This is a genomic window from Bradyrhizobium sp. IC3195 (assembly GCF_020193585.1).
In the GTDB taxonomy this organism is placed as follows: Bacteria; Pseudomonadota; Alphaproteobacteria; order Rhizobiales; family Xanthobacteraceae; genus Bradyrhizobium; species Bradyrhizobium yuanmingense.
The window spans coordinates 465,371-484,998 of record NZ_JADYVG010000001.1; the positions used below are offsets into that span (position 1 = coordinate 465,371).

19 protein-coding genes are annotated in these 19,628 nt (G+C 64.8%); 9 read left to right on the forward strand and 10 right to left on the reverse strand.

The annotated features are described in order from the left end of the window. The first annotated feature begins 6 nt into the window (after positions 1-6). Together I6F09_RS02155 and I6F09_RS02160 are read left to right on the forward strand one after the other, a co-directional pair. Entirely contained in the window at positions 7-459 is a 453-nt protein-coding gene (locus I6F09_RS02155) for a DNA polymerase III subunit chi (protein ID WP_036000609.1), read from the forward strand. Between the two features lie 158 nt (positions 460-617). After that, positions 618-1,100: a hypothetical protein gene (locus I6F09_RS02160; protein ID WP_081494469.1), complete on the forward strand. Its 483-nt coding sequence runs from the start codon at positions 618-620 to the stop codon at positions 1,098-1,100. 39 nt (positions 1,101-1,139) lie between these two features. On the opposite strand, the gene I6F09_RS02165 is transcribed toward I6F09_RS02160, so the two are convergent. Continuing rightward, positions 1,140-1,613: a hypothetical protein gene (locus I6F09_RS02165; protein WP_036022723.1), complete on the reverse strand. Its 474-nt coding sequence runs from the start codon at positions 1,611-1,613 to the stop codon at positions 1,140-1,142. A 23-nt stretch (positions 1,614-1,636) separates the two neighbouring features. After that, on the reverse strand, positions 1,637-2,005 hold the full coding sequence (locus tag I6F09_RS02170; protein ID WP_036000602.1) for an antibiotic biosynthesis monooxygenase family protein: 369 nt from the start codon (positions 2,003-2,005) through the stop codon (positions 1,637-1,639). Between the two features lie 97 nt (positions 2,006-2,102). Here I6F09_RS02170 and I6F09_RS02175 point away from each other — a divergent pair, with 97 nt between their 5' ends. Further along, a complete protein-coding gene (locus tag I6F09_RS02175) occupies positions 2,103-2,573 on the forward strand; it encodes a MarR family winged helix-turn-helix transcriptional regulator (RefSeq protein WP_109143994.1) in 471 nt (156 codons plus the stop codon). Between the two features lie 116 nt (positions 2,574-2,689). Here I6F09_RS02175 and I6F09_RS02180 read toward each other — a convergent pair whose 3' ends face one another. Further along, entirely contained in the window at positions 2,690-3,667 is a 978-nt protein-coding gene (locus I6F09_RS02180) for a hypothetical protein (RefSeq protein WP_141697615.1), read from the reverse strand. 325 nt (positions 3,668-3,992) lie between these two features. Between I6F09_RS02180 and I6F09_RS02185 the strand changes: the two genes are divergently transcribed. Beyond that, positions 3,993-4,958, forward strand: a complete 966-nt coding sequence (locus I6F09_RS02185) for a tripartite tricarboxylate transporter substrate-binding protein (protein ID WP_225150952.1) — start codon at positions 3,993-3,995, stop codon at positions 4,956-4,958. A 133-nt stretch (positions 4,959-5,091) separates the two neighbouring features. On the opposite strand, the gene I6F09_RS02190 is transcribed toward I6F09_RS02185, so the two are convergent. From I6F09_RS02190 to I6F09_RS02200, 3 genes are all read right to left on the reverse strand, one after another. Continuing rightward, positions 5,092-6,951 (reverse strand): ABC-F family ATP-binding cassette domain-containing protein, encoded by a 1,860-nt coding sequence (locus tag I6F09_RS02190; RefSeq protein WP_225187361.1) that lies wholly within the window; start codon positions 6,949-6,951, stop codon positions 5,092-5,094. A 46-nt stretch (positions 6,952-6,997) separates the two neighbouring features. Beyond that, positions 6,998-7,171, reverse strand: a complete 174-nt coding sequence (locus I6F09_RS02195) for a hypothetical protein (RefSeq protein ID WP_167361656.1) — start codon at positions 7,169-7,171, stop codon at positions 6,998-7,000. 213 nt (positions 7,172-7,384) lie between these two features. Continuing rightward, positions 7,385-7,666, reverse strand: a complete 282-nt coding sequence (locus I6F09_RS02200) for a sulfur globule protein precursor (protein ID WP_225140273.1) — start codon at positions 7,664-7,666, stop codon at positions 7,385-7,387. 305 nt (positions 7,667-7,971) lie between these two features. Between I6F09_RS02200 and ndk the strand changes: the two genes are divergently transcribed. From ndk to I6F09_RS02220, 4 genes are all read left to right on the forward strand, one after another. After that, positions 7,972-8,394 carry a nucleoside-diphosphate kinase gene (ndk, locus tag I6F09_RS02205; protein WP_036000620.1) on the forward strand — a complete coding sequence of 141 codons (423 nt, stop codon included), beginning with the start codon at positions 7,972-7,974 and terminating at the stop codon, positions 8,392-8,394. Positions 8,395-8,435: 41 nt separating this feature from the next. After that, positions 8,436-9,296 (forward strand): TerC family protein, encoded by an 861-nt coding sequence (locus tag I6F09_RS02210; protein WP_225187362.1) that lies wholly within the window; start codon positions 8,436-8,438, stop codon positions 9,294-9,296. Positions 9,297-10,046: 750 nt separating this feature from the next. Further along, entirely contained in the window at positions 10,047-11,978 is a 1,932-nt protein-coding gene (locus tag I6F09_RS02215) for a TonB-dependent siderophore receptor (RefSeq protein WP_225187473.1), read from the forward strand. A gap of 117 nt (positions 11,979-12,095) precedes the next feature. After that, positions 12,096-13,220, forward strand: coding sequence for a PepSY-associated TM helix domain-containing protein (locus tag I6F09_RS02220; RefSeq protein WP_109143988.1), 1,125 nt, complete (start codon positions 12,096-12,098; stop codon positions 13,218-13,220). 4 nt (positions 13,221-13,224) lie between these two features. On the opposite strand, the gene ppx is transcribed toward I6F09_RS02220, so the two are convergent. From ppx to I6F09_RS02240, 4 genes are all read right to left on the reverse strand, one after another. After that, on the reverse strand, positions 13,225-14,727 hold the full coding sequence (ppx, locus tag I6F09_RS02225; protein ID WP_225140275.1) for an exopolyphosphatase: 1,503 nt from the start codon (positions 14,725-14,727) through the stop codon (positions 13,225-13,227). Between the two features lie 15 nt (positions 14,728-14,742). Continuing rightward, positions 14,743-16,932 carry an RNA degradosome polyphosphate kinase gene (locus I6F09_RS02230; protein WP_225187474.1) on the reverse strand — a complete coding sequence of 730 codons (2,190 nt, stop codon included), beginning with the start codon at positions 16,930-16,932 and terminating at the stop codon, positions 14,743-14,745. A 146-nt stretch (positions 16,933-17,078) separates the two neighbouring features. Further along, positions 17,079-17,756, reverse strand: coding sequence for a DnaA/Hda family protein (locus tag I6F09_RS02235; protein WP_225133124.1), 678 nt, complete (start codon positions 17,754-17,756; stop codon positions 17,079-17,081). Positions 17,757-17,848: 92 nt separating this feature from the next. Then, positions 17,849-18,391, reverse strand: coding sequence for a CDP-alcohol phosphatidyltransferase family protein (locus tag I6F09_RS02240; RefSeq protein WP_025035876.1), 543 nt, complete (start codon positions 18,389-18,391; stop codon positions 17,849-17,851). 156 nt (positions 18,392-18,547) lie between these two features. On the opposite strand from I6F09_RS02240, the gene purM reads away from it, so the two are divergent. Then, positions 18,548-19,621: a phosphoribosylformylglycinamidine cyclo-ligase gene (gene purM / locus I6F09_RS02245; protein ID WP_036000563.1), complete on the forward strand. Its 1,074-nt coding sequence runs from the start codon at positions 18,548-18,550 to the stop codon at positions 19,619-19,621. Positions 19,622-19,628 lie beyond the last annotated feature (7 nt).

Below are 19,628 nucleotides of genomic sequence, written 5' to 3' on the forward strand. Positions count from 1 at the left end.
CCCGACATGACTGAAGTGCTGTTTTACCATCTGCAAAACATGACGGTGGAGAATGTGTTGCCGCCGCTTCTCGAGAAATCGCTCGAGCGCGGCTGGCGCGTCGTGGTGCAGTCGACCTCGGAGGAGCGCGCCGATGCGCTCGACTCGCACTTGTGGACCTATCGCGACGATTCATTCCTGCCGCACGCGACATGGCGGGTGAACGATGTTGCCGACCAGCCGATCGTGCTGGCGATCGAGGGCGGCAATCCCAACGGGGCCAACGTCCGCTTCCTGGTCGACAACGCCGCGCTGCCGGAGGACGCGCAGGGCTATGAGCGCATGGTGCTGCTGTTCAACGGCGACGATCCCGACGCGCTTGCGCTCGCCCGCACCGCCTGGACGGATTGCAAGGCGCGGGGATTTGATGTCACCTATTGGCAGGCCGACGACCGCGGCCGGTGGCAGAAGCGCAATTAGCCGCAATTAATGATAATTTGCACTTTTCGGGCGATGCTGGCTTCGGCCACCTTCATGCCGCAAAGGGATGTTGGGACAATCGCTTAGGGCTGGTCCTTCACGTGGGGAATTCGTTTATCGTGCGACATCAAAAGCTTCCCGGCTCGCTCTTGATTGCGTTGGCTGCCGTAGCACCGCTGGTCGCGGGCTGCGCGGGCGGGGCCGATTTGCTGTCGAAGGATGCCGAATGGTTCCAGAAACCCGGCCGCCTCTTCATCAAGAACATCTCGATCGAATCGCCGCCGCTGACCCCTGACAAGCCGGTCCGGGCTGAGGATCTCGTCAGCGCCGACGGCGCCTGTCCCGGCATGGCGCCGCCGCCCGGACCGGCCGATGCCAATGCCTCGACGACGCCCGCGCCGATCGGCGGCACGGTCGCGCTCGGCCACACCGAATGCGACGTGGTGCGCGGCATCGGCGCGCCCTCGACCGTCAACCTGTCCAACGACGCTGGCGGCCGCCGCGTCGCCGTCGTCACTTGGACCACTGGTCCGCGCGCCGGCATCTACACGTTCACCGCCGGACGTCTGTCCTCGATCGAAGGCAATCCGGACCCGCAGCCGGTGCCGAGGGCGGCCAAGGGGAAGAAGAAGCAGGCATAGGCGGGGATCACTTCCGCAGCAGTGAAAGAATCTTCGCGCTCAGAGGATCGGCTTGGTGCTCAAGCGATCAGGCTCGCGAACGCGGAAACGGCCCTTCATCTTGAGGCCGTCACGCATGTTGAGACCGAGCAGAACGATGTTCGCTGCTCCGGCGGCCAGCTCGAGAGCCTGCACGGCGTAGAACGTGGTGTCGAACTCCGCGGCCTTCGCCTTGGAGGCAAGAAACAACGCGGCGGGAATCAGAATCAGGATGCCGTTGCCGGCAATGAACGGCATGCGTTTGATCTTCGCACCGATCAGGCCGGCGCGCCGCTGCTTTGCCAGGACGAATCCCGAGCCTCCCGTCGCCGCAAGCATCGGAATGAGCAGCAGGAAGCCCCACGGTATGGCGGTCTTCACCATGGCTATGGTCTCGTGTGACGCAAACAGCTCGGTGAGAGCCGTGGAAAGCCAGAAAGTCGCAATGGTGATCAGTGCGACCGCTCCCGCGACTGGGTGGATGATCTTGGTCATGGGTCTGCCGTTTTCGAAGCGAGCTACGCGACGCAGATGCCGGGCACCGCGACTTTCTGGAACAGGTGCGGGGAGGCGACCGCGGATGCAGGGTAAGCCGAGATCTTCGACCTGAACTCGGGGTGCGTGAACGCAGCCCGGAAGTCGGCATTCGTCTGCCAAACTGCGTAGTTCAGATACGTGGGGCTTTCGCCGATCGCCCGATGAAGCTGGGTGGAGATGAAGCCGGGCTGCCGCTTCATGAAGGCGGCATCGTCCTGCCAGACCTGGAGAAAGCTTTGTTCGTCGGCCTTGTCGAGCGTGAACAGATTCACCAGCACCAAAGGGCCGGTGTCGATGCCGAGCTGACGCTCGATGGGAAAGTCAGGGTCCAGTGGGCGTAAGCGTGCCATGACGAACTCCGTCGAGATGGTTTTATGATGTCAATATGGTACTATATGCAATCTAGTAATTTGACATCATGATGTCAATAACTGTCTATGGTGACGGATGCGGAAATCCCAACGGACGCCGGCCGGCGATGCCCTGACGAACCTCATGCTTGACTTGTTCCGGCTGAACAGCCTGCTCCTGACCGCAGGGGACCGTTTGGTGGCCCCGCTCGGGCTCACCAGCGCCCGCTGGCAGATTCTCGGCGCCATCGTGCAGGCAGAGCGACCGCAGCCGGTAGCCTGGCTCGCCCGCGATCTCGGCGGCAACCGCCAGAACGTGCAGCGGATCGTCAACGACCTCCATGCGGAAGGCCTCGTTGCCTTCGAGGCCAATCCGCATCACCGCCGCGCACAGCTCGTCGTCCTCACCGACAAGGGGCGGCGCGCTTTCGACGCCGCCATGGCTTTGCAGATGCCGTGGGTCAACAGCCTTTCCGAAGGGCTTGCGGTCAAGGATCTGCAAACGGTTCATCGCATCGTCGCGGCACTGCGGACGAAGCTCGAGAGCGAAGCCGAGGCGCAGACGTGAGGTGGGCGATGGCGAGGCCGCGTGCAGGTCGCATGTCCTCCATCGAAGGCAATCCGGACCAGCAGCCGATGCCGAGGGCAGCCAAGTCCGAAGAGGAAGCAGACGTAAGGTAACGGCTACGGCCGTCCCTTCATTGCATCTTCGAACAACAGGATCTGACCGCTCAGTCCCCTGAATGTAGTTTTCTCGGGCCAAATTTTCTCGAGCTCGCCGAGCAGATGGCGGGTGAGCGGCTTCCAGTCCCAACCCGACCTTAGAGAATAGATGCTGAGGGTCATGCCTTCATCCGCACGAGTAGGATGGATACGAGCGAGCCACGGCTCGTCGTCCACGCTGATGCTGATTCCGGCATCGTTGCACAGGCTTACGCTCCGCCATATGACGTTTCCATCCTGGCTGTGTACGTCGCGCCGAATTGATAGCGCTTGCGCTTGACCGAAGTCGGCGAAGGTTTGCTCGAGTTTTTTCCATTCTTCGGGCGGCACCCTTAGATTTGCATGGACTTGTAGTCGGACGGGCGTGCGGCTGTCCCGGAAGAGATTGTGGCAGCTTTTGTCTCTTACGACGACCGGCAGGACGAAGACGCCGCATGTCAGAAGGACGGCTGCAGAAACGACACGCCATGATCGTTCATCAGACCCGGATATTCGTATGGCGGCCCAAAAGGTGAGGCCGCCAACAAGGCCCAACGAACCCAGGAGTCCTAAGGTGCTGACGTACTCGATCCAACCAAACGGGGGTGGTGCGCCGTTGAACCAATTGATCGTTGTCGGCGTGCCGCCACCGATCATGGAAATCAATGCTAGGACTCCGAATGGCATTGCCCCGACGGCGAAGCCTCCGAGAGCGCAGGCCGCAATCCCGACGTGCGATCGCTTGCGGCTGATGAGAAGATAGAGGGGAAGACCGAGCAGCACTGCGTGCGCCGTTGCGACCATGAACGTCGTCATGGTCAGGTTCAGGCCTTGCGTGATCACGACGATATTGATCGTCTCTTCGATCTGCATGAAAGATGGGATGACGAACGCAATGGTCGCAGCGAACGCCGCAAGTAGAGCCGCAGCCAATAGATGCAAATGCCGCTGAAATCGCATGTCGAGTGGTGGCCCAGATTGTCGTGATCCCACAACTGACAACTTAAAGCATGATGCGGAAAAAGGGCGAAGCGGTTTTCCGGAGAGTTCATGCGCAGCGAACAGCCAAAAGCGTGACAGCTCAGGATCTCGTCGCGCATTAGCGCACCGCCTGATCAATTGCCGGCTGCTTGCCACGGGCCCGGTCGCAGTCGCTCAGATATCCGTCTGCGTTGGTGGCCCGACCATAATCGTGATCGCAACACTCCTGCTGACGTCGCTTTCGTGATGGCCGCGCGCCCCGGAATGCGCTTTGATGGCGCAAACAACAATCCGGAGGAAACTAATGCGGTTCATTGCCCTCGCATCGGCGCTGCTTTTGCCGCTCGGTGCGGCATTCGCCCAGGACTATCCGACCCGGCCCATCACCATGCTGGTTCCATTCGCGGCGGGCGGGCCGACCGACACCATCGCGCGCCTGACCGCGGCCGGCATGGCGAAATCGCTGGGACAGCAGGTCATCGTCGAGAACGCGACCGGTGCCGGCGGCACCATCGGCACGACCCGCGCTGCGCGCGCCCAGCCGGACGGCTACACGCTGCTGATCCATCACGTCGGCATCTCGACCGCGGCGACGCTCTACCGCAACCTCAGCTACGACACCAAGACGGCCTTTGCGCCGATCGGGCTCGTGACCAACGCGCCGATGACCATCATTGCGCGGCCCGATTTCCCGGCCAACACGCTCAAGGAGCTCGTCGCCTACGCCCAGCAGCAGGGCGACAAGCTGACCTACGCCAACGCCGGCCTGGGTGCGGCCTCCCATCTGTGCGGCATGCTGTTCATGACCGCGATCCAGAAGCAGCTCACCACGGTGCCCTACAAGGGCAACGGCCCGATCATGAACGACCTGCTCGGCAAGCAGATCGATCTCACCTGCGACCAGGCGACGAACACGACCGGGCCGATCACGGCCAAGCAGGTCAAGGCCTACGCGATCACCACCAAGGAGCGGCTGAAGAGCCTGCCCGATCTGCCGACGGCCGACGAGGCCGGCCTGAAGGGTTTCGAGCTCGGTGTCTGGCACGGCATCTATGCGCCCAAGGGCACGCCGCCGGCGGTCGTTCAGAAGCTGACGGCGGCGCTGCAGACCGCGCTCAAGGATCCCGCGCTGATCGCCCGGTTCAACGACATCAACACCGAGCCGGTCCCGCAGGACAAGGCGACACCGGAGGCGTTGGGCGCGATGCTGACCAGCGAGATCGACCGCTGGGCGCCGATCATCAAGGCGGCCGGGCAATACGCGGATTGAGCTGGGGCGTCCCGCTGGGCTTGCCGGCCGAGCGGGCAAAAAGCAACTCCTTCAAAGGCTAGTTCGCCGGTGCCATCATGCCGGTACTGTGCATGGGGTTGTTTTGCACGTTTGGTTGGAGTGCGGAGGAGCGCTAGCCCGCCGCCTCGTCGAACTGCGCGCTCGCCTCGAGCCATTGCTCCTCGGCGCGCGCCAGCGCGTCGGCGGCATTGGCGCGCGCCTTGGACAGCTGCGCCGCCTGCTTGGGATCGCGCGTAAAGATGTCGGGCAGGGCCAGCGCCCTGTCGATCTTGGCGATGATCTCGCTGACGCGGGCGATCTCGGCCTCGGCTTCCGCAATGCGCTTCTTCAAGCCTCCGCGATTGTCCGCTTTCGGCCGCTGCGGTTTCTCAGGCGTCGCGCTGCGCTCGCGCGGGGCCTCCGCGTTGCGCGTGGACAGCACCAGGCGACGATACTCGTCGAGGTCGCCGTCGTAATTGGTGACGGTGCGGTCGGCGACGATCCAGAGCCGATCGGCGCAGGCCTCGATCAGATAGCGGTCGTGCGAGACCATGATCACCGCGCCGGGAAACTCGTTGATCGCTTCCGCGAGCGCGCCGCGGCTGTCGATGTCGAGATGGTTGGTCGGCTCGTCCAGGATGATCATGTTGGGGCCGAAGAAAGTCGCAAGCCCCAGCAGCAGGCGCGCCTTCTCGCCGCCTGACAATTTGCCGGCCTTGGTGTCGGCCGCCTTGCCGGAGAAGCCGATCGCGCCGGCGCGCGCCCGCACCTTGGCTTCGGGCGCATCGCCCATCAGCTTGCGGACGTGGTCGTAGGCGGAGGCGTCCTCGTTGAGCTCATCGAGCTGATGCTGCGCGAAATAGGCGATCGACAGCTTGTCCGCGCGCGTCACCTTGCCCGAGAACGGCGCGAGCCGTCCGGCGAGCAGTTTTACAAGCGTCGACTTGCCGTTGCCGTTGGCGCCCAGCAGCGCGATGCGGTCGTCGTTATCGATGCGCAAGGTGACGCGATTGAGCACGGGGCTCGCCGGGTCGTAGCCGACCGAGGCGTTGTCGACGGCGATGATCGGCGGCGACAGAATCTTTTCCGGCGCCGGGAAGCTGATCTCGCGCACGTCCTCGGTGACCAGCGCCGTGATCGGCTTCAGCCGCTCCAGCATCTTGACGCGCGACTGTGCCTGCCGGGCTTTCGAGGCCTTGGCCTTGAAACGATCGACGAAGGACTGCAGGCGAGCGCGCTCGGCCTCCTGGCGCTTGACCGCCTTGGCGTCGAGCAGCTCGCGCGCGGCGCGCTGCTCCTCGAAAGAGGAGTAGCTGCCCTTGTAGAGCGTGAGCTTGCCGCGCTCGAGGTGCAGGATCTGGTCGACCGAGCTTTCCAGGAGGTCGCGGTCGTGGCTGATCACGATCACCGTGCGCGGATAATGCGCAAGGTGATCCTCCAGCCACAGCGTGCCTTCGAGGTCGAGATAATTGGTGGGCTCGTCGAGCAGCAGCAGGTCGGGCGCCGCGAACAGCGTTGCCGCGAGCGCAACGCGCATGCGCCAGCCACCGGAGAACTCGGCGCAGGGGCGGAGCTGATCAGCGGCGGAGAAGCCGAGGCCGGAGAGAATCGCAGCCGCGCGGCTCGGCGCCGAATGGGCGTCGATGTCGACGAGGCGGGTCTGGATCTCCGCGATGCGGTGCGGGTCGGTGGCGTGCTCGGCTTCGTTCAGCAGCGCGTCGCGCTCGAGGTCGGCCTTGAGCACGACCGAGATCAGGCTTTCGGGGCCGTTCGGCGCTTCCTGCGCGAGGCTGCCGATGCGCCAGCGCGGCGGCAGGGTCACCGAGCCGTGCTCGGCCGCGAGCTCGCCGCGGATCACCTTGAACAGCGTCGACTTGCCGGTGCCGTTGCGTCCGACCAGGCCGACGCGCGATCCGGGCGTGATCTGCACGGAACTCTGGTCGATCAGAAGGCGTCCGGCGAGGCGGATGGAGAGGTCGGTGATGGCGAGCATGCGGCCTTGTCACCGCAAGGCGCGGCGAACGCAACTCGTTTTTGCGTTAGTGCGTCTCGCGTTCGCGCCGCTGCAGCTCGTTCAGGAGCTGCTCGAGATGGGTCGGAAGGCGCGGCTCGGGCCGGAGGCTCTGCTGCAGCCGTTCGCCCACGGCATCGCAAATCGAGCGGCTGGTGCGCCGGTCGATCTGTTCGCTGTCATTGGCAAAAAGCCCAGCCATCGCAAGGTTCCGTGTTCTCGAAGTAAAGACACGGTACCAAGTCATTGCCGGCGAAATGGTTTCGCTGGCTTTGGGGAAAGCCGGGTATTCTCGTAAAAATTGTATGAGCGGCGCTTTGTACGCTCAAGGCAAAGCCCCGGCGAGGGGGGCGCCGGGGCTTCTCTTGGAAGGTACCTGGGGGGCTTAGGTAGCCTTCGGAAGTTGCTGACGGATTCAGTAGCAGCGGTTGATCAGCCGCCAGCGGGGTCCCCAGGGGGTCGGGACCAGCCGGCGCACATAGCAGCCGCCATAACCGTAGGAGACGGGACCGCCGGCGTAGAAGCGCGGTCCGCCCCAGCCATGGCCGTGGTGATGGCCGTGGTGATGGTGCGCGTGCCCGTGGTGCCGGCCACCGCCATGCCCGCCGCCTTGCCAATGAGCGGAGGCCGAGGTCGGCGCCAGCGCAGCTCCCAGCGCGGCTGCGGCGACAGCGGCAAGCGAAAGTTTCCTCAACATGGTTATCTCCTGAAGACTGCCAGCGCGGGGCTATCGCGCCGATGGAAAGGCCGCCGAAACGGTCCGCCTGAGGTCAGGCTTCGGTTTCGATGGGCCCAACCTTACGCCGGGGAAGCTGAACCGGATCCTGACAGCGGTTTCAGATTGGGTTCATCTGGGTGAAATTGTCGTCATCCAGCGGATCGGGAGCCATCCCCTCGCGGAAACCGCCTATGAGGCTGTTCCGCGGTCGCTTGCCGTCCGGCAAAGGCGCCGATATAAGCCCCGCAACCCCGAACCCCCGCTTTCTCCCCAAGGACAAGATCATGGCCATCGAACGCACTTTCTCGATCATCAAGCCCGACGCGACCGAGCGTAATCTGACCGGCGCAGTCAACGCCGTGATCGAGAAGGCGGGCCTGCGCATCGTCGCGCAGAAGCGCATCCGCATGACCAAGGAGCAGGCCGAGACCTTCTATGCCGTCCACAAGGCGCGCCCCTTCTTCGGCGAGCTCGTCGAATTCATGACCTCCGGCCCGGTCGTGGTTCAGGTCCTGGAAGGCGAGGGCGCGATCGCCAAGTACCGCGAGGTGATGGGCGCGACCGATCCGTCCAAGGCCGCCGAGGGCACCGTGCGCAAGCTCTACGCCAAGTCGATCGGCGAGAACTCGGTGCACGGTTCGGATGCGCCGGAGACCGCCGCGATCGAGATCGCGCAGTTCTTCTCGGGTAACGAGATCGTCGGCTGATCCAGTCGGCAGACTAGAGGCGACGGGCGAAGGGACTCATTGTGGACTGGCTCTGGCAGATCTTCGATCCCGCTACGATCGGGAGCTTCTTTACCCAGTTCCGCAACGAGATGGCCGCACCGACTTTCTGGATCGCGGTCGGCAAGATCATCTGGATCAACATCCTGCTCTCTGGCGACAACGCGCTGGTGATTGCGCTCGCGTGCCGCGGTCTGTCGCCGCGGCATCGGCTCTGGGGCATGATCTTCGGCGCCGGCGCAGCGGTGATGCTCCGGATCATCTTCACCGGCATCGTCGCCACCCTGATGGAGCTGCCGTACCTCAAGCTGGTCGGCGGCCTTGCGCTGATCGTGATCGCGGCAAAGCTCCTGGTGCCGGAGAACGAGGACGAGAACGACGTCGACGCTGCCGCGCATCTGTGGCACGCCATCCAGATCGTCGTGGTGGCCGACATCGTCATGAGTCTCGATAACGTCATTGCTGTCGCTGCCGCGGCCAATGGCAGCGTGCCGCTGCTGATCCTCGGCCTTACCATCAGCGTGCCGTTGATCGTCGCCGGCGCCGCGCTGATCATGGCACTGCTCACAAAGCTCCCGGTGCTGGTCTGGGCCGGTGCGGCGCTGCTCGGCTGGATCGCGGGCGAGGTGATGGCGACCGATCCCGGGGTCACGCCGCGGCTGCATGCGCTGTTCGAGGGGCCGTTCGGCGCCTCGCTCGACGCCATGCTCGGGGTCTTGCGCATCCCGCCGCAATTCGGCCATGGCGGGGCCGGCGGCGAGTATTTCTGTGCTGTGATCGGAGTCGTCGTCGTGCTGGTGGTCGGCACCATCTGGCGCCGGCGCAGTCTCACCGCGGCTGCCCTCGAATCCTCCGAACGGCACGCCAAGGCCTCCACGGAGTGACGTTGAAGCGCTGATCGGTGCGGCCGCCCCTCCAGCGATGAGAGGCGTCCACATCACTGAGGCGCTTCCCGCGTTGGCAGGACGCGAGCGATCACCGGCCACGGGTTCGGCCGAATCCTCCCATCATTGCATTCGTATGACCGGCGCGCATCACGCTTCGCGAAAGCTCGCGTCGCGCGCGCGTGCGCGCGGGCGTTGCGTGGAGAGTGGTCGTTCGCAACCCTCACGCGATTTAGACCTTGTCTTATTATAAACTACTGAGATTCAAGGGTGCTTTCGTTGACTCGACGAGGGTTCCCACGGCACCTCGCCCCGACGTTCATGTTCATGAAATCGGAAGGTGCGATGTCGTCGAAAGTGTTTTCTCGTCCTGTTGCCGTTCTTGCCGCTCGCATCAAGACGCTTCTGACGTGCGCCAGCCCGAGAGCCTTCACGGTTTTCCTGGTCTCCATTGCCTTGTGCAGCGACGGCGTCCTGCACGGCAGCAGCGCGCAGAGCGCTGCGCCCCAGGCCGCGGGGGGAGGCACGTTGCCGGCGGTGACCGTCACCGCAGACGCGCCGAAGCCGCGCGCGCGTCCACGAGCCAATCCAGTCAGGAGGGCGGGCCGCGGCGCGCCCGCGAACGAGCAGGCTAAATTGCAGGCGGAAGCGACCCCGACGGCTGCGAGGCCCGGTGCACTGCCGCGGACTTACGCAGGCGGGCAGGTGGCACGTGGAGGCCAGGTCGGTTTGCTCGGCAACAAGGATTTCATGGATACGCCCTTCAACATCACAAGCTACACGGCGAAGAAGATCGAAGATCAACAGGCCGTCACCGTCGCCGACGTCGTCAGCAACGATCCCTCGGTCCGTTTCACCGGCCAGACCGGCGGCATTCTCGATTCCTTCTTCATCCGCGGCTTTCCGATCGGGGAAGGCAATGTCGGGGAAATCGCCTTCCACGGCGTCTATGGCGTTGCACCGAACTACCGCGTGTTCACCGATTACGTCGAGCGCATCGAGATCGTCAAAGGCCCGACCGCGCTGCTCTACGGGATGGCGCCGAACAGCAGTGTGGGCGGCACCATCAACATCGTTCCGAAGCGTGCCGGGGATGTCGATCTCACGCGGGTCACGACTGACTACGCGTCAAACACCCAGCTCGGCACGCATCTCGACGTCAGCCGGCGGTTCGGCGAGAACCGCGAATTCGGCATTCGCGTCAATGGCAGCTATCACAACGGCGATACGCCGTTGGACAATCAGTCCCGCGAGGCGCATGTCGGCTCCGCAGCGTTCGATTATCGCGGCGAGAAGTTCAGGGCCTCGCTCGATTTCATCGATCAGGAGGAAAAGTTCGACGCGCCGACGAGACCGTTCCTGGTCGCAACCGGCGTCGCCGTTCCGACCGCGCCGGTCGGGCGGCGCAACGTCACGCAATCCTGGGAATTTGCCAAGGTTCACGACAACTCGCTTCTGGCGCGCGCCGAATACGACGTGACTGACGCAGTGACGGTGTTCGCCAATGTCGGCGGCGGCAGGACCCAGGTCGACCGTCTGTTCGGGACGCCGACGATCCTGAACGCGGCTGGCAACACCACGTCGACCCCGGGACGGTTCAAGTTCGACATCAACAGGAACGTGGCCGACGTCGGCGTGCGGGCCCGGATCGAGACTGGCGCGATCAGTCATGCCGTGAGCTTGCAGGGGAGCTACTACGGGGATGAGATCTCGCGGGGCTCGGTGAACGGCACGGCGGTGTCGTCCAACATCTATGCGCCGATCGCCCGTCCCCAGCAGTTCGTTGCGGCTCCCGCGACCGTGCCGCGGCTGTCGGACACCGAGCTGACCGGCATTGCGCTGGCGGACACCATGTCGGTTCTCCAGGAGCGGCTTCAGCTGACGGTCGGCGTCAGGCAGCAGGGCGTTAGGTCGAACAACTACAACACCACCACGGGCGCCGTGAGCTCGGCCTATGACCAGACGGCGTTCACACCGATGGTCGGCGTGGTCGTCAAGCCCTGGAGCAACGTTTCGCTCTACGCCAACTATATCGAAGGGCTCAGCAAGGGCGACACCGCGCCGACGACGGCCGCAAATCAGGGCGAGGTCCTTGCGCCGTATTTGAGCAAGCAGAAGGAAGCAGGCGTCAAGGTCGATTTCGGCACGCTCGCGACCACGATCAGCCTGTTCGAGATCACCAAGCCGTCGGGGCAGACGGGTGCCGGCAACGTCTTCCGGGCTGATCAGGAGCAGCGCAATCGCGGCGTGGAATTCACCGTGTTTGGAGAAGTGCAGCCGGGCATTCGCGTTCTTGGCGGCGTGACATTGATCGATGCGGAGCTGACGAAGACGACCACGCTGGCCAATTTCGGCAAGACGCCGATCGGAGTGCCCGAGGTGCAGGCCAATCTGTCCGCCGAATGGGACACCCCGTTCGCACCGGGGCTGACATTGGTCGCCAACACCATCTATACCGGGCACCAATATCTGAATGGGGCAAACACGCAGGTTGTTCCGGCCTGGACGAGGCTCGATCTGGGCGCGCGCTACACCACGCGCATCAACAACCGGCAAGTGACGGTTCGGGCCCTGGTCCAGAATGTGTTCGACACCAACTACTGGGCTGGCGTCGCGAGCTTCTCTGCGCTAGCGCAAGGCTCGCCCCGAACCCTGCTCTTGTCGATGTCGACCGACTTCTGAGCTTTGGCCTCCTCGGGCCGGCTGCGGAGCTGGATCAGGCGCAGACGACGGGTGCTCTGAATGGACCAAACAATCAGGGCGCCACGTCGAGGCGGCTCGGCGCCCGCCCGATCCAGGATGATGCCCGGACGCGTGCAGCGCGCGCTGCTGTGGGTGCACCGTTGGTTCGGATTGATCGGCGGCATCGTCGTGGTGCTGATCGGCTTGACTGGAAGCTTCATCGTCTTCTACCGGGAGATCGATGTCGCCCTGAATCCGGCGCTCTATGCGCCCGCCGGTCCGGAGCAGAGCGTCACGTTAGCGGAGGTGATGCACGCCGCCGCGGCAGCGGATCCCGCGCCGATCGCGACGATCCTGGCGCCAGACCGGACCTGGCCGGTCTGGATCGTGATCCATTCGCACGAGACCACGCCAGGCAGCTACCCGAACCGGTGGACGACTATGGTCGATCCTTCCAACGGCAAGGTGCTCGGGCGGCGTGACTACGCCAACGCGTTCGCGCTCAAGGTTTACCGTCTCCATTTCACGCTGCTGCTCTACGAGTTCTGGGGCAAGGAACTGGTCGGCGTGGCCGGGTTCGTGCTGCTCGGCTTGGCGGTCTCGGGTCTCTTCCTTTGGTGGCCGAAGCCGGGGCGATTTTGGCGATCGATCTCGGTGCGCAAGAACGTCTCGCTGCTTCGATTTGTTCTGGACCTTCACGGTGCGGCAGGCTTTTGGGCGCTGGCCGTGCTCTTGTTGATCTCGATCACCGGCGTCGGCATCGTTTTTCCCGACCTGGTGCGGCCCATCGTCGGCCTCGTGTCGCAGCCGACGCCTGATCGCTCGCCGCGAGTCGAAATGCCGCCTCCGGCAGGGACGCCGGTGCTCTCACCTGACGCGATCATGCGACGCGCGCAAGAGGTCAAGCCCGGTGCGACGGTCGCCATGCTCAATCCGCCGACCGCAACGCGCAACACCTGGCGGGTGCAATTCCGTCCTGATGGAGCTGATCCCGCGGTGCGGTCGCGTGGAGCGATCTGGCTCGATCCGTGGAGCGGCGCTGTGGTGCACGACCGCACGCCGGGCACCATGTCGATGGGGGACCGCTATCTGGCCGAGCAGCTCTGGCTCCACAATGGCGCGACGTTCGGATTCGCAGGACGCCTGCTGGTGTTCGCGGCCGGCTTCGCACCGCTAGTCCTCTTCGTCAGCGGCGCGATGATGTGGCTCAAGAGACGGCCCGGGAGGATGAGGCCCGGCTGAGAGGTCAGCGCCTGACGATTGAACCGGCGCGGCCAACCAGGCGGGCGAGCTGACGGAAGCGGCTGCCGACGCGGTCGGCGACGAGGTCGCCGAGCCGGTGCTCGAACACCAGCATCAATTTGCGGCCCTGGCTGCGGAAATGCGTGGCTGGCAGGACGCCGGGACGTGCGGCCGAGATCAGATGCGCGACGCGGAACGCAGCGCCCAGGAGGCGCGCGCGTTCGAGCTGGGCCGGCGTCAGCAGCTCCTGCATGGTGACCGGCGGCTGGTTTTCCTCGCTAAGGCCGGCATAGCGATAGAACACCGACAGGCCGACGAAGGCGCGTTCGGTGTGGGTGATCGCGCCGAAATTGCCGTTGACGACGAGGCTGAGCGTCTGCTCGCCGCGATGATCGGGATGCACGCGCCAGCCGATGTCGGAGAGCAGGCACGCGGTGTGGCGGAGGCGGCGGTCCACTTCCGTCTCGCGCAGCTTGACGACGCGCACCAAGCGGTCGGTCCAGGCAATCAGCTCGCGCGCGTGCCTGGCCGAACGCGACAGCAGCTGGTTCAGCTCCTCCGCCGCGCAGATCAGCCCGTCCTTGTTGCGTTCGGTCTCGGGCAGCTTCTCGTGCAGCAGGCCCTCGCGCACGCCGAAGGTGGAGAACACGATGTTCTTTGGCTTCGCGACGCGGATGATGTGCTCGAGCACCAGCGCCGCATAGGTGAGGAGAGGGCGCCGCGCATCGGCGACGATCTCGATGTCGGCAAGCATGTCGGCGGCGGCGAGGCGCCGCAGGCGGCGCGAGAAGTCGAGCGCCTCGGCAGCCGGAATGGAATAGCCGTGCATCACCTGGAGCGGATAGCCGCTCTGGATGATGTGGATGCGCGCGAGCGCGCGCCAGGTGCCGCCGACGGCATAGAAGGTGCGACCGCGGCCGGCAGTGAGTAAGTGGACCCCGTCGATCTCGTCGCGCACGATGCGGTCGGCGCGCTTGAGCGATTTGTGGGCGAGGTCCTGCAGTGCGAGGCCGCCGAGCGGCAGCGTCACGCCGCTGCGTACGGCGTTCCTGCGCACGTCGATCAGCTCGAGCGAGCCGCCGCCGAGGTCGCCGACGATGCCGTCTGGATGGTGGATGCCGGAGATCACGCCGAGCGCGGACAGTCGTGCTTCGCGCGAGCCCGACAGGATCTCTATCTTCACCGCGCAGATCCGCTCGGCCCTGGCGATGAAGTCGGGGCCGTTGGAGGCGTCGCGGCATGCGGCGGTCGCGATCGCGAACACGCGTCCGACCTTCATCACCCGGCACAGCGCGCGAAACCGTTTCAGCGAGGTCAGCGCCTTGTCGATGGCGTCGGGCGCGAGCAGGCCCGTGCTCTGCACCTCGCGCCCGAGGCCGCACAGCGTCTTCTCGTTGAAGATCGGGATCAGGCTGCGCGCCAGCGCCTCGTAGACGACGAGGCGGACCGAGTTGGAGCCTATGTCGATAACCGCGACGCTCGAGCCGCGCTTGCGCGGCCGCTTCACGTCGCAAACCCCCGATCAGGATTGATGACGTTCGTTCCGGCGCGTGAGACGACGCGGCGAGGATTCCTTGAGCGACTTTCCACGGCCAGACAGACTCGGATTCGTCATGAAGTAGTTGTGGACGTTGAAAGGCTCCTCGCCCTTCGCGGTCTTCATACGCGTTGAAGACCCATCCGGCAACAACTGCCAGCTCTGCTCATTGTCCTTCAGGTTCGCGACCATGATCTGTTCGAGAACCTGCTGATGCACCGTCGGATTTTGCAGCGGACACAGCACCTCGACGCGGCGGTCAAGGTTGCGCGGCATCATGTCGGCGGACGAGATATACACAGCCGCTTTCGCGCTCGGCAGTCCCTGGCCCATGCCGAAGCAGTAGATTCGGCCATGTTCCAGGAAGCGGCCGATGATCGACTTGACGCGGATGTTCTCCGACAGACCGGGAATGCCGGGCCTGAGGCAGCAGATGCCGCGCACCACGAGCTCGACCTGGACACCGGCCTGCGAAGCCTCGTAGAGCGCGTCGATGATATCAGGATCGACCAGCGCGTTCATCTTCATCCAGACCGCGCCGGGACGGCCATGCCGCGCATGTGCGGTCTCGCCCTGGATGTGCTCGATGATGCGCTTGCGCAAGGTCAGCGGCGACACCGCCATCTTTTCCAGATCGCTCGGCGCGGCATAGCCGGTGATGAAATTGAACACGCGCGCGGCATCGCGGCCGATCGTCGGGTCCGAGGTGAAGTAGGAGAGATCGGTGTAGATGCGCGCGGTGACCGGGTGATAATTGCCGGTGCCGGTATGGACGTAGGTCGTCAGGCTGCCGCCCTCGCGGCGCACCACCATCGAGAGCTTCGCGTGCGTCTTCAATTCGAGGAAGCCGTAGACGACCTGCACGCCGGCGCGTTCGAGATCGCGTGCCCAGCGGATGTTGGCTTCTTCGTCGAACCGCGCTTTCAGCTCGATCAGCGCGGTGACTGATTTGCCGGCTTCGGCCGCTTCGGCCAGCGCGCGCACGATCGGTGAATTGTTGGAGGTGCGGTAGAGCGTCTGCTTGATCGCAACGACGTCGGGGTCGCGCGTGGCCTGCTGCAGGAATTGCACCACCACGTCGAACGACTCGTAGGGATGGTGGACGATCAGGTCCTTCTGCCGGATCGCGGCGAAGATGTCGCCGCCATGCTCGCGCACGCGTTCGGGGTGGCGCGGCACGTAAGGGGTGAATTCGAGGTCGGGCCGGTCGAGGCGGGTGAGCTGCGAGAGCTCGTTCATCGCCTGCACGCCGTCGACCAGGAAGATCTCGTCGTCGGCGGCGGAGAGCGCGTGCTGCACGAAGCTGCGCAGCTGCTCCGGCATCTTGGCGTCGATCTCGAGCCGGATCACCGATCCGCGGCGGCGGCGCTTCAGCGCGGTCTCGAACAGGCGGACGAGATCTTCGGCCTCCTCCTCGATTTCGAGCTCGGAGTCGCGGATGATCCGGAAGGCGCCTTGGCCGTGCAGATTGTAGCCGGGGAACAGGCGGTTGATGAACAGGGCGGTGGCCTGCTCCAGCGAGATCAGGCGCACCGTGCCATCCGCCGGCAGGCGGATGAAGCGGTCGATCTTGCCGGGCATGCGGATCAGCGCGTTCATCTGCTTGCCGTCGGCAGCGCGCGTGAGCTGCAGTGCGATGGTGAAGCCGAGGCTCGGAATGAACGGGAAAGGGTGGGCCGGATCGATCGCCAGCGGGGTCAGGAGAGGGAACACGTTGTGGAGGAAGTAGTCCTCGATCCAGGTTCGTTCCGCCTTTGTGACGTCCTTGCCGTCGACCAGCACGATGCCGACCTCGGCCAACGTGGCGCGCAGGTCGCGCCAGATCGCCTGCTGGTCGGAGGCGAGCTGGGAGACGGTGCGGTTGATCAGCGCCAGCTGTTCGGACGGCGTCAGGCCGTCGGGGCTGCGCTCGGCGATGCCCTCGCGGACTTGGGCCTTGATGCCGGCGACGCGAACCATGAAGAACTCGTCGAGGTTATTGGCCGAAATCGACAGGAATCGCACCCGCTCCAGCACGGGGTGGCGGGGATTGACTGATTCCTCCAGGACGCGGCGATTGAAATGCAGCCAGGACAGCTCGCGATTGATGAACCGCTCGGGACTGGACGCGATCGCCGGAAGGCTCTCGGTTTCCGGGGCTTTCTCTTTCGTTTCAACAGCTTGCGCAGAGTCCATCAGAAGTCGGTCCATCCAGTTCACCCCAATTGCGACTCAAGCGCAAAAATCGGCGGGAGCATGTGTTAGAGCGATGACGTTTCGATGACATTGATGTTCCGCCCCCGCGCCGCGTCAAGCGGACTTCGGGGAGGCCTGCGAGCCTGTCAGGCGTCCCGGAGCAGCTCGGCGGCCAGCGCCCGGGTGACGGGACGGCCGAGCCGTAGGGCTTCGCTGTCGAGCAGCTCGACGGCCCGCCGGGCGGCAGCCGAGGACCGCTCCAGGCGCGTCGCGAGGTAGCCGACCACGCTCTCGTCCACATTGAGCTGGCGGTCGGCGCAGAACTTGACGATGAGGCCGCGGAACAGCTGGTCGTCGGGAGGCAGCAGCGTGACCGCCGGAACGGCCCGCAGGCGCGAGCGCAGGTCGCGAAGCTCGATCGGAAGCGTGGCCGGCGCCTCGCGGCCGGTGAACAGGACGTAGGCGCCGTCCTCGCGGGCGAGGTTCATCAGGTGAAACAGGGCACGCTCGTCGAAGTCCCCAGCCTTGAGATCCTCGACCACAAGCGCGCCGGTGGCGAGCGCACCGGGCACGTCCATCGCGGTCAGCGCATTGGCGGTGGTCGAGCGGGCGCCGGCTTCCTCGGCCCAGATCGCGGCGAGATGGCTCTTGCCGCTTCCCTCCGGGCCCGCCAGCCACATGATCCGGTTCGGCCATTCCGGCCAGCCGTCGATGAGGCCGAGACCGGCCGCATTGGCGGGGCCTTCGAGGAAGTTGTCCCGGCTGAGGCTCTCCGCATGCGGAAGCGCAAACGCCAATTGTCGGGGATGAACGCGGCCTGCCACGCTTGCTCTGCTCCATGCCGGCGCGCCGGCCCGCTTGTAGAGATTCGACTTGATGGTGCGGGACTTGGCCTTTTGCTGGGCTGCTTCCCCGCTCATTTGGCCTCGATCGTGCTCATGTGCCGCAGCCACTCGACGAGATAGAGCGACACGGAGGAGAGCGTGAAGACCGTGACGAGACCCATCAGGATGATATCATAAGGCGCGGGCTTGAAGCCGAAGGCAAGCGCCGCCAGCACCAAAGCTGCGAATGCCACTTGTGCCACCGTGTTGAGCTTGGAGACTTTCGACGGCTTCATCTCGACCGGCCGGTCGAACAACCAGGACACGATCACGGCGGCGACAATCATGATGTCGCGCGAGACCACTAGGATCACGATCCAGCGCGGGATCGCGCCCCAGATGCCGAGCGCCATGTAGATCGAGACCAGCAGCGCCTTGTCGGCGAGCGGATCGAGCAGGGCGCCGAGCTCGCTCGTCATGTTGAAGCGCTTGGCCAAAAAGCCGTCCACGGCATCGCTGATGCCGGCGATCAGGAAGACGGCGAACGCCACCTCCATTTGGCTCGACACGATGGCCCAGACGATGATCGGGACCAGCATGATGCGGCCCAAGGTAATGATATTCGGAATACTCACGAAAGCGCTTCCCGGCACCGGTTCTGACCTCAAATCCGGCCCGTTGCAGGCTGAACCGGTTGATATGTCTACATAGTATAGCGGGGAGCGCCATGCGAGCCATTGCGCGTCCCCGGAATTCAACGTAACCAGCCGCAAACCCACTGGAAATCGGGCATGACCGACCGCAAAAACGGCCTCACTTACGCCGATTCAGGCGTCGATATCGACGCGGGCAACCGCCTGGTCGACCTGATCAAGCCGATGGTGCGCGCCACCGCGCGGCCGGGCGCCGATGCCGAGATCGGCGGCTTCGGCGGCCTGTTCGACCTCAAGGCGGCCGGCTTCAAGGATCCGGTCCTCGTGGCCGCGACCGACGGTGTCGGTACCAAGGTCAAGATCGCGATCGAGACCGGCCTGCATGGCGGCATCGGCATCGACCTCGTCGCCATGAGCGTCAACGACCTCGTGGTCCAGGGCGCCGAGCCGCTGTTTTTCCTGGACTATTTCGCCTGCGGCAAGCTCGATCCGGAGGCCACGGCCGCCATCGTCGCGGGCGTTGCGGAGGGATGCCGCGAATCCGGCTGCGCTTTGATCGGCGGGGAGACTGCCGAAATGCCCGGCCTCTACAAGGACGGCGACTACGATCTCGGCGGCTTTGCCGTCGGCGCCGCCGAGCGCGGTACGTTGTTGCCGCGCAAGGACATCGCCGCGGGCGATGCCGTGATCGGTCTCGCTTCGTCCGGCGTGCATTCCAACGGCTTCTCGCTGGTCCGCAAGATCGTCGAGCAGTCGGGCCTCGGCTTCGAGGCGCAGGCGCCGTTCGCGCCGGTGATGACGCTCGGCGGCGCGCTGCTGACGCCGACCAGGCTGTACGTGAAATCCTGCCTGCGCGCGATCCGCGAGACCGGGGCGGTGAAGGGGCTCGCCCACATCACCGGCGGCGGCTTCACCGACAACATCCCGCGCGTGCTGCCAAAGCATCTCGGTGTCGGCATCGACCTGGCACGCCTGCCGGTGCTGCCGGTGTTCAAATGGCTGGCGGCCCAAGCCGGCATCGCCGAGCTGGAAATGCTGCGCACCTTCAATTGCGGCATCGGCATGATCGCGATCGTCGAGCCCGACAAGGTCGACAAGGTCGTCGAAGTCTTCACCGACGCAGGCGAGACCGTGGCGCAGCTCGGCACCGTGATTCCGGCCGAGGGCGAGCACCGCGTCGTCTATAACGGCCACCTCGACATGGCGCTATAATGACTGG

Bases quoted from the DNA above. Each gene is read 5' to 3' on its own strand.
- I6F09_RS02155 (WP_036000609.1), top strand. From the start codon at position 7: ATGACTGAAGTGCTGTTTTACCATCTGCAAAACATGACGGTGGAGAAT.
- I6F09_RS02165 (WP_036022723.1), bottom strand. From the start codon at position 1,613: ATGACCAAGATCATCCACCCAGTCGCGGGAGCGGTCGCACTGATCACC.
- I6F09_RS02170 (WP_036000602.1), bottom strand. From the start codon at position 2,005: ATGGCACGCTTACGCCCACTGGACCCTGACTTTCCCATCGAGCGTCAG.
- I6F09_RS02175 (WP_109143994.1), top strand. From the start codon at position 2,103: ATGCGGAAATCCCAACGGACGCCGGCCGGCGATGCCCTGACGAACCTC.
- I6F09_RS02180 (WP_141697615.1), bottom strand. From the start codon at position 3,667: ATGCGATTTCAGCGGCATTTGCATCTATTGGCTGCGGCTCTACTTGCG.
- I6F09_RS02185 (WP_225150952.1), top strand. From the start codon at position 3,993: ATGCGGTTCATTGCCCTCGCATCGGCGCTGCTTTTGCCGCTCGGTGCG.
- I6F09_RS02190 (WP_225187361.1), bottom strand. From the start codon at position 6,951: ATGCTCGCCATCACCGACCTCTCCATCCGCCTCGCCGGACGCCTTCTG.
- I6F09_RS02195 (WP_167361656.1), bottom strand. From the start codon at position 7,171: ATGGCTGGGCTTTTTGCCAATGACAGCGAACAGATCGACCGGCGCACC.
- I6F09_RS02200 (WP_225140273.1), bottom strand. From the start codon at position 7,666: ATGTTGAGGAAACTTTCGCTTGCCGCTGTCGCCGCAGCCGCGCTGGGA.
- ndk (WP_036000620.1), top strand. From the start codon at position 7,972: ATGGCCATCGAACGCACTTTCTCGATCATCAAGCCCGACGCGACCGAG.
- I6F09_RS02215 (WP_225187473.1), top strand. From the start codon at position 10,047: ATGGATACGCCCTTCAACATCACAAGCTACACGGCGAAGAAGATCGAA.
- I6F09_RS02220 (WP_109143988.1), top strand. From the start codon at position 12,096: ATGATGCCCGGACGCGTGCAGCGCGCGCTGCTGTGGGTGCACCGTTGG.
- I6F09_RS02230 (WP_225187474.1), bottom strand. From the start codon at position 16,932: ATGGACTCTGCGCAAGCTGTTGAAACGAAAGAGAAAGCCCCGGAAACC.
- purM (WP_036000563.1), top strand. From the start codon at position 18,548: ATGACCGACCGCAAAAACGGCCTCACTTACGCCGATTCAGGCGTCGAT.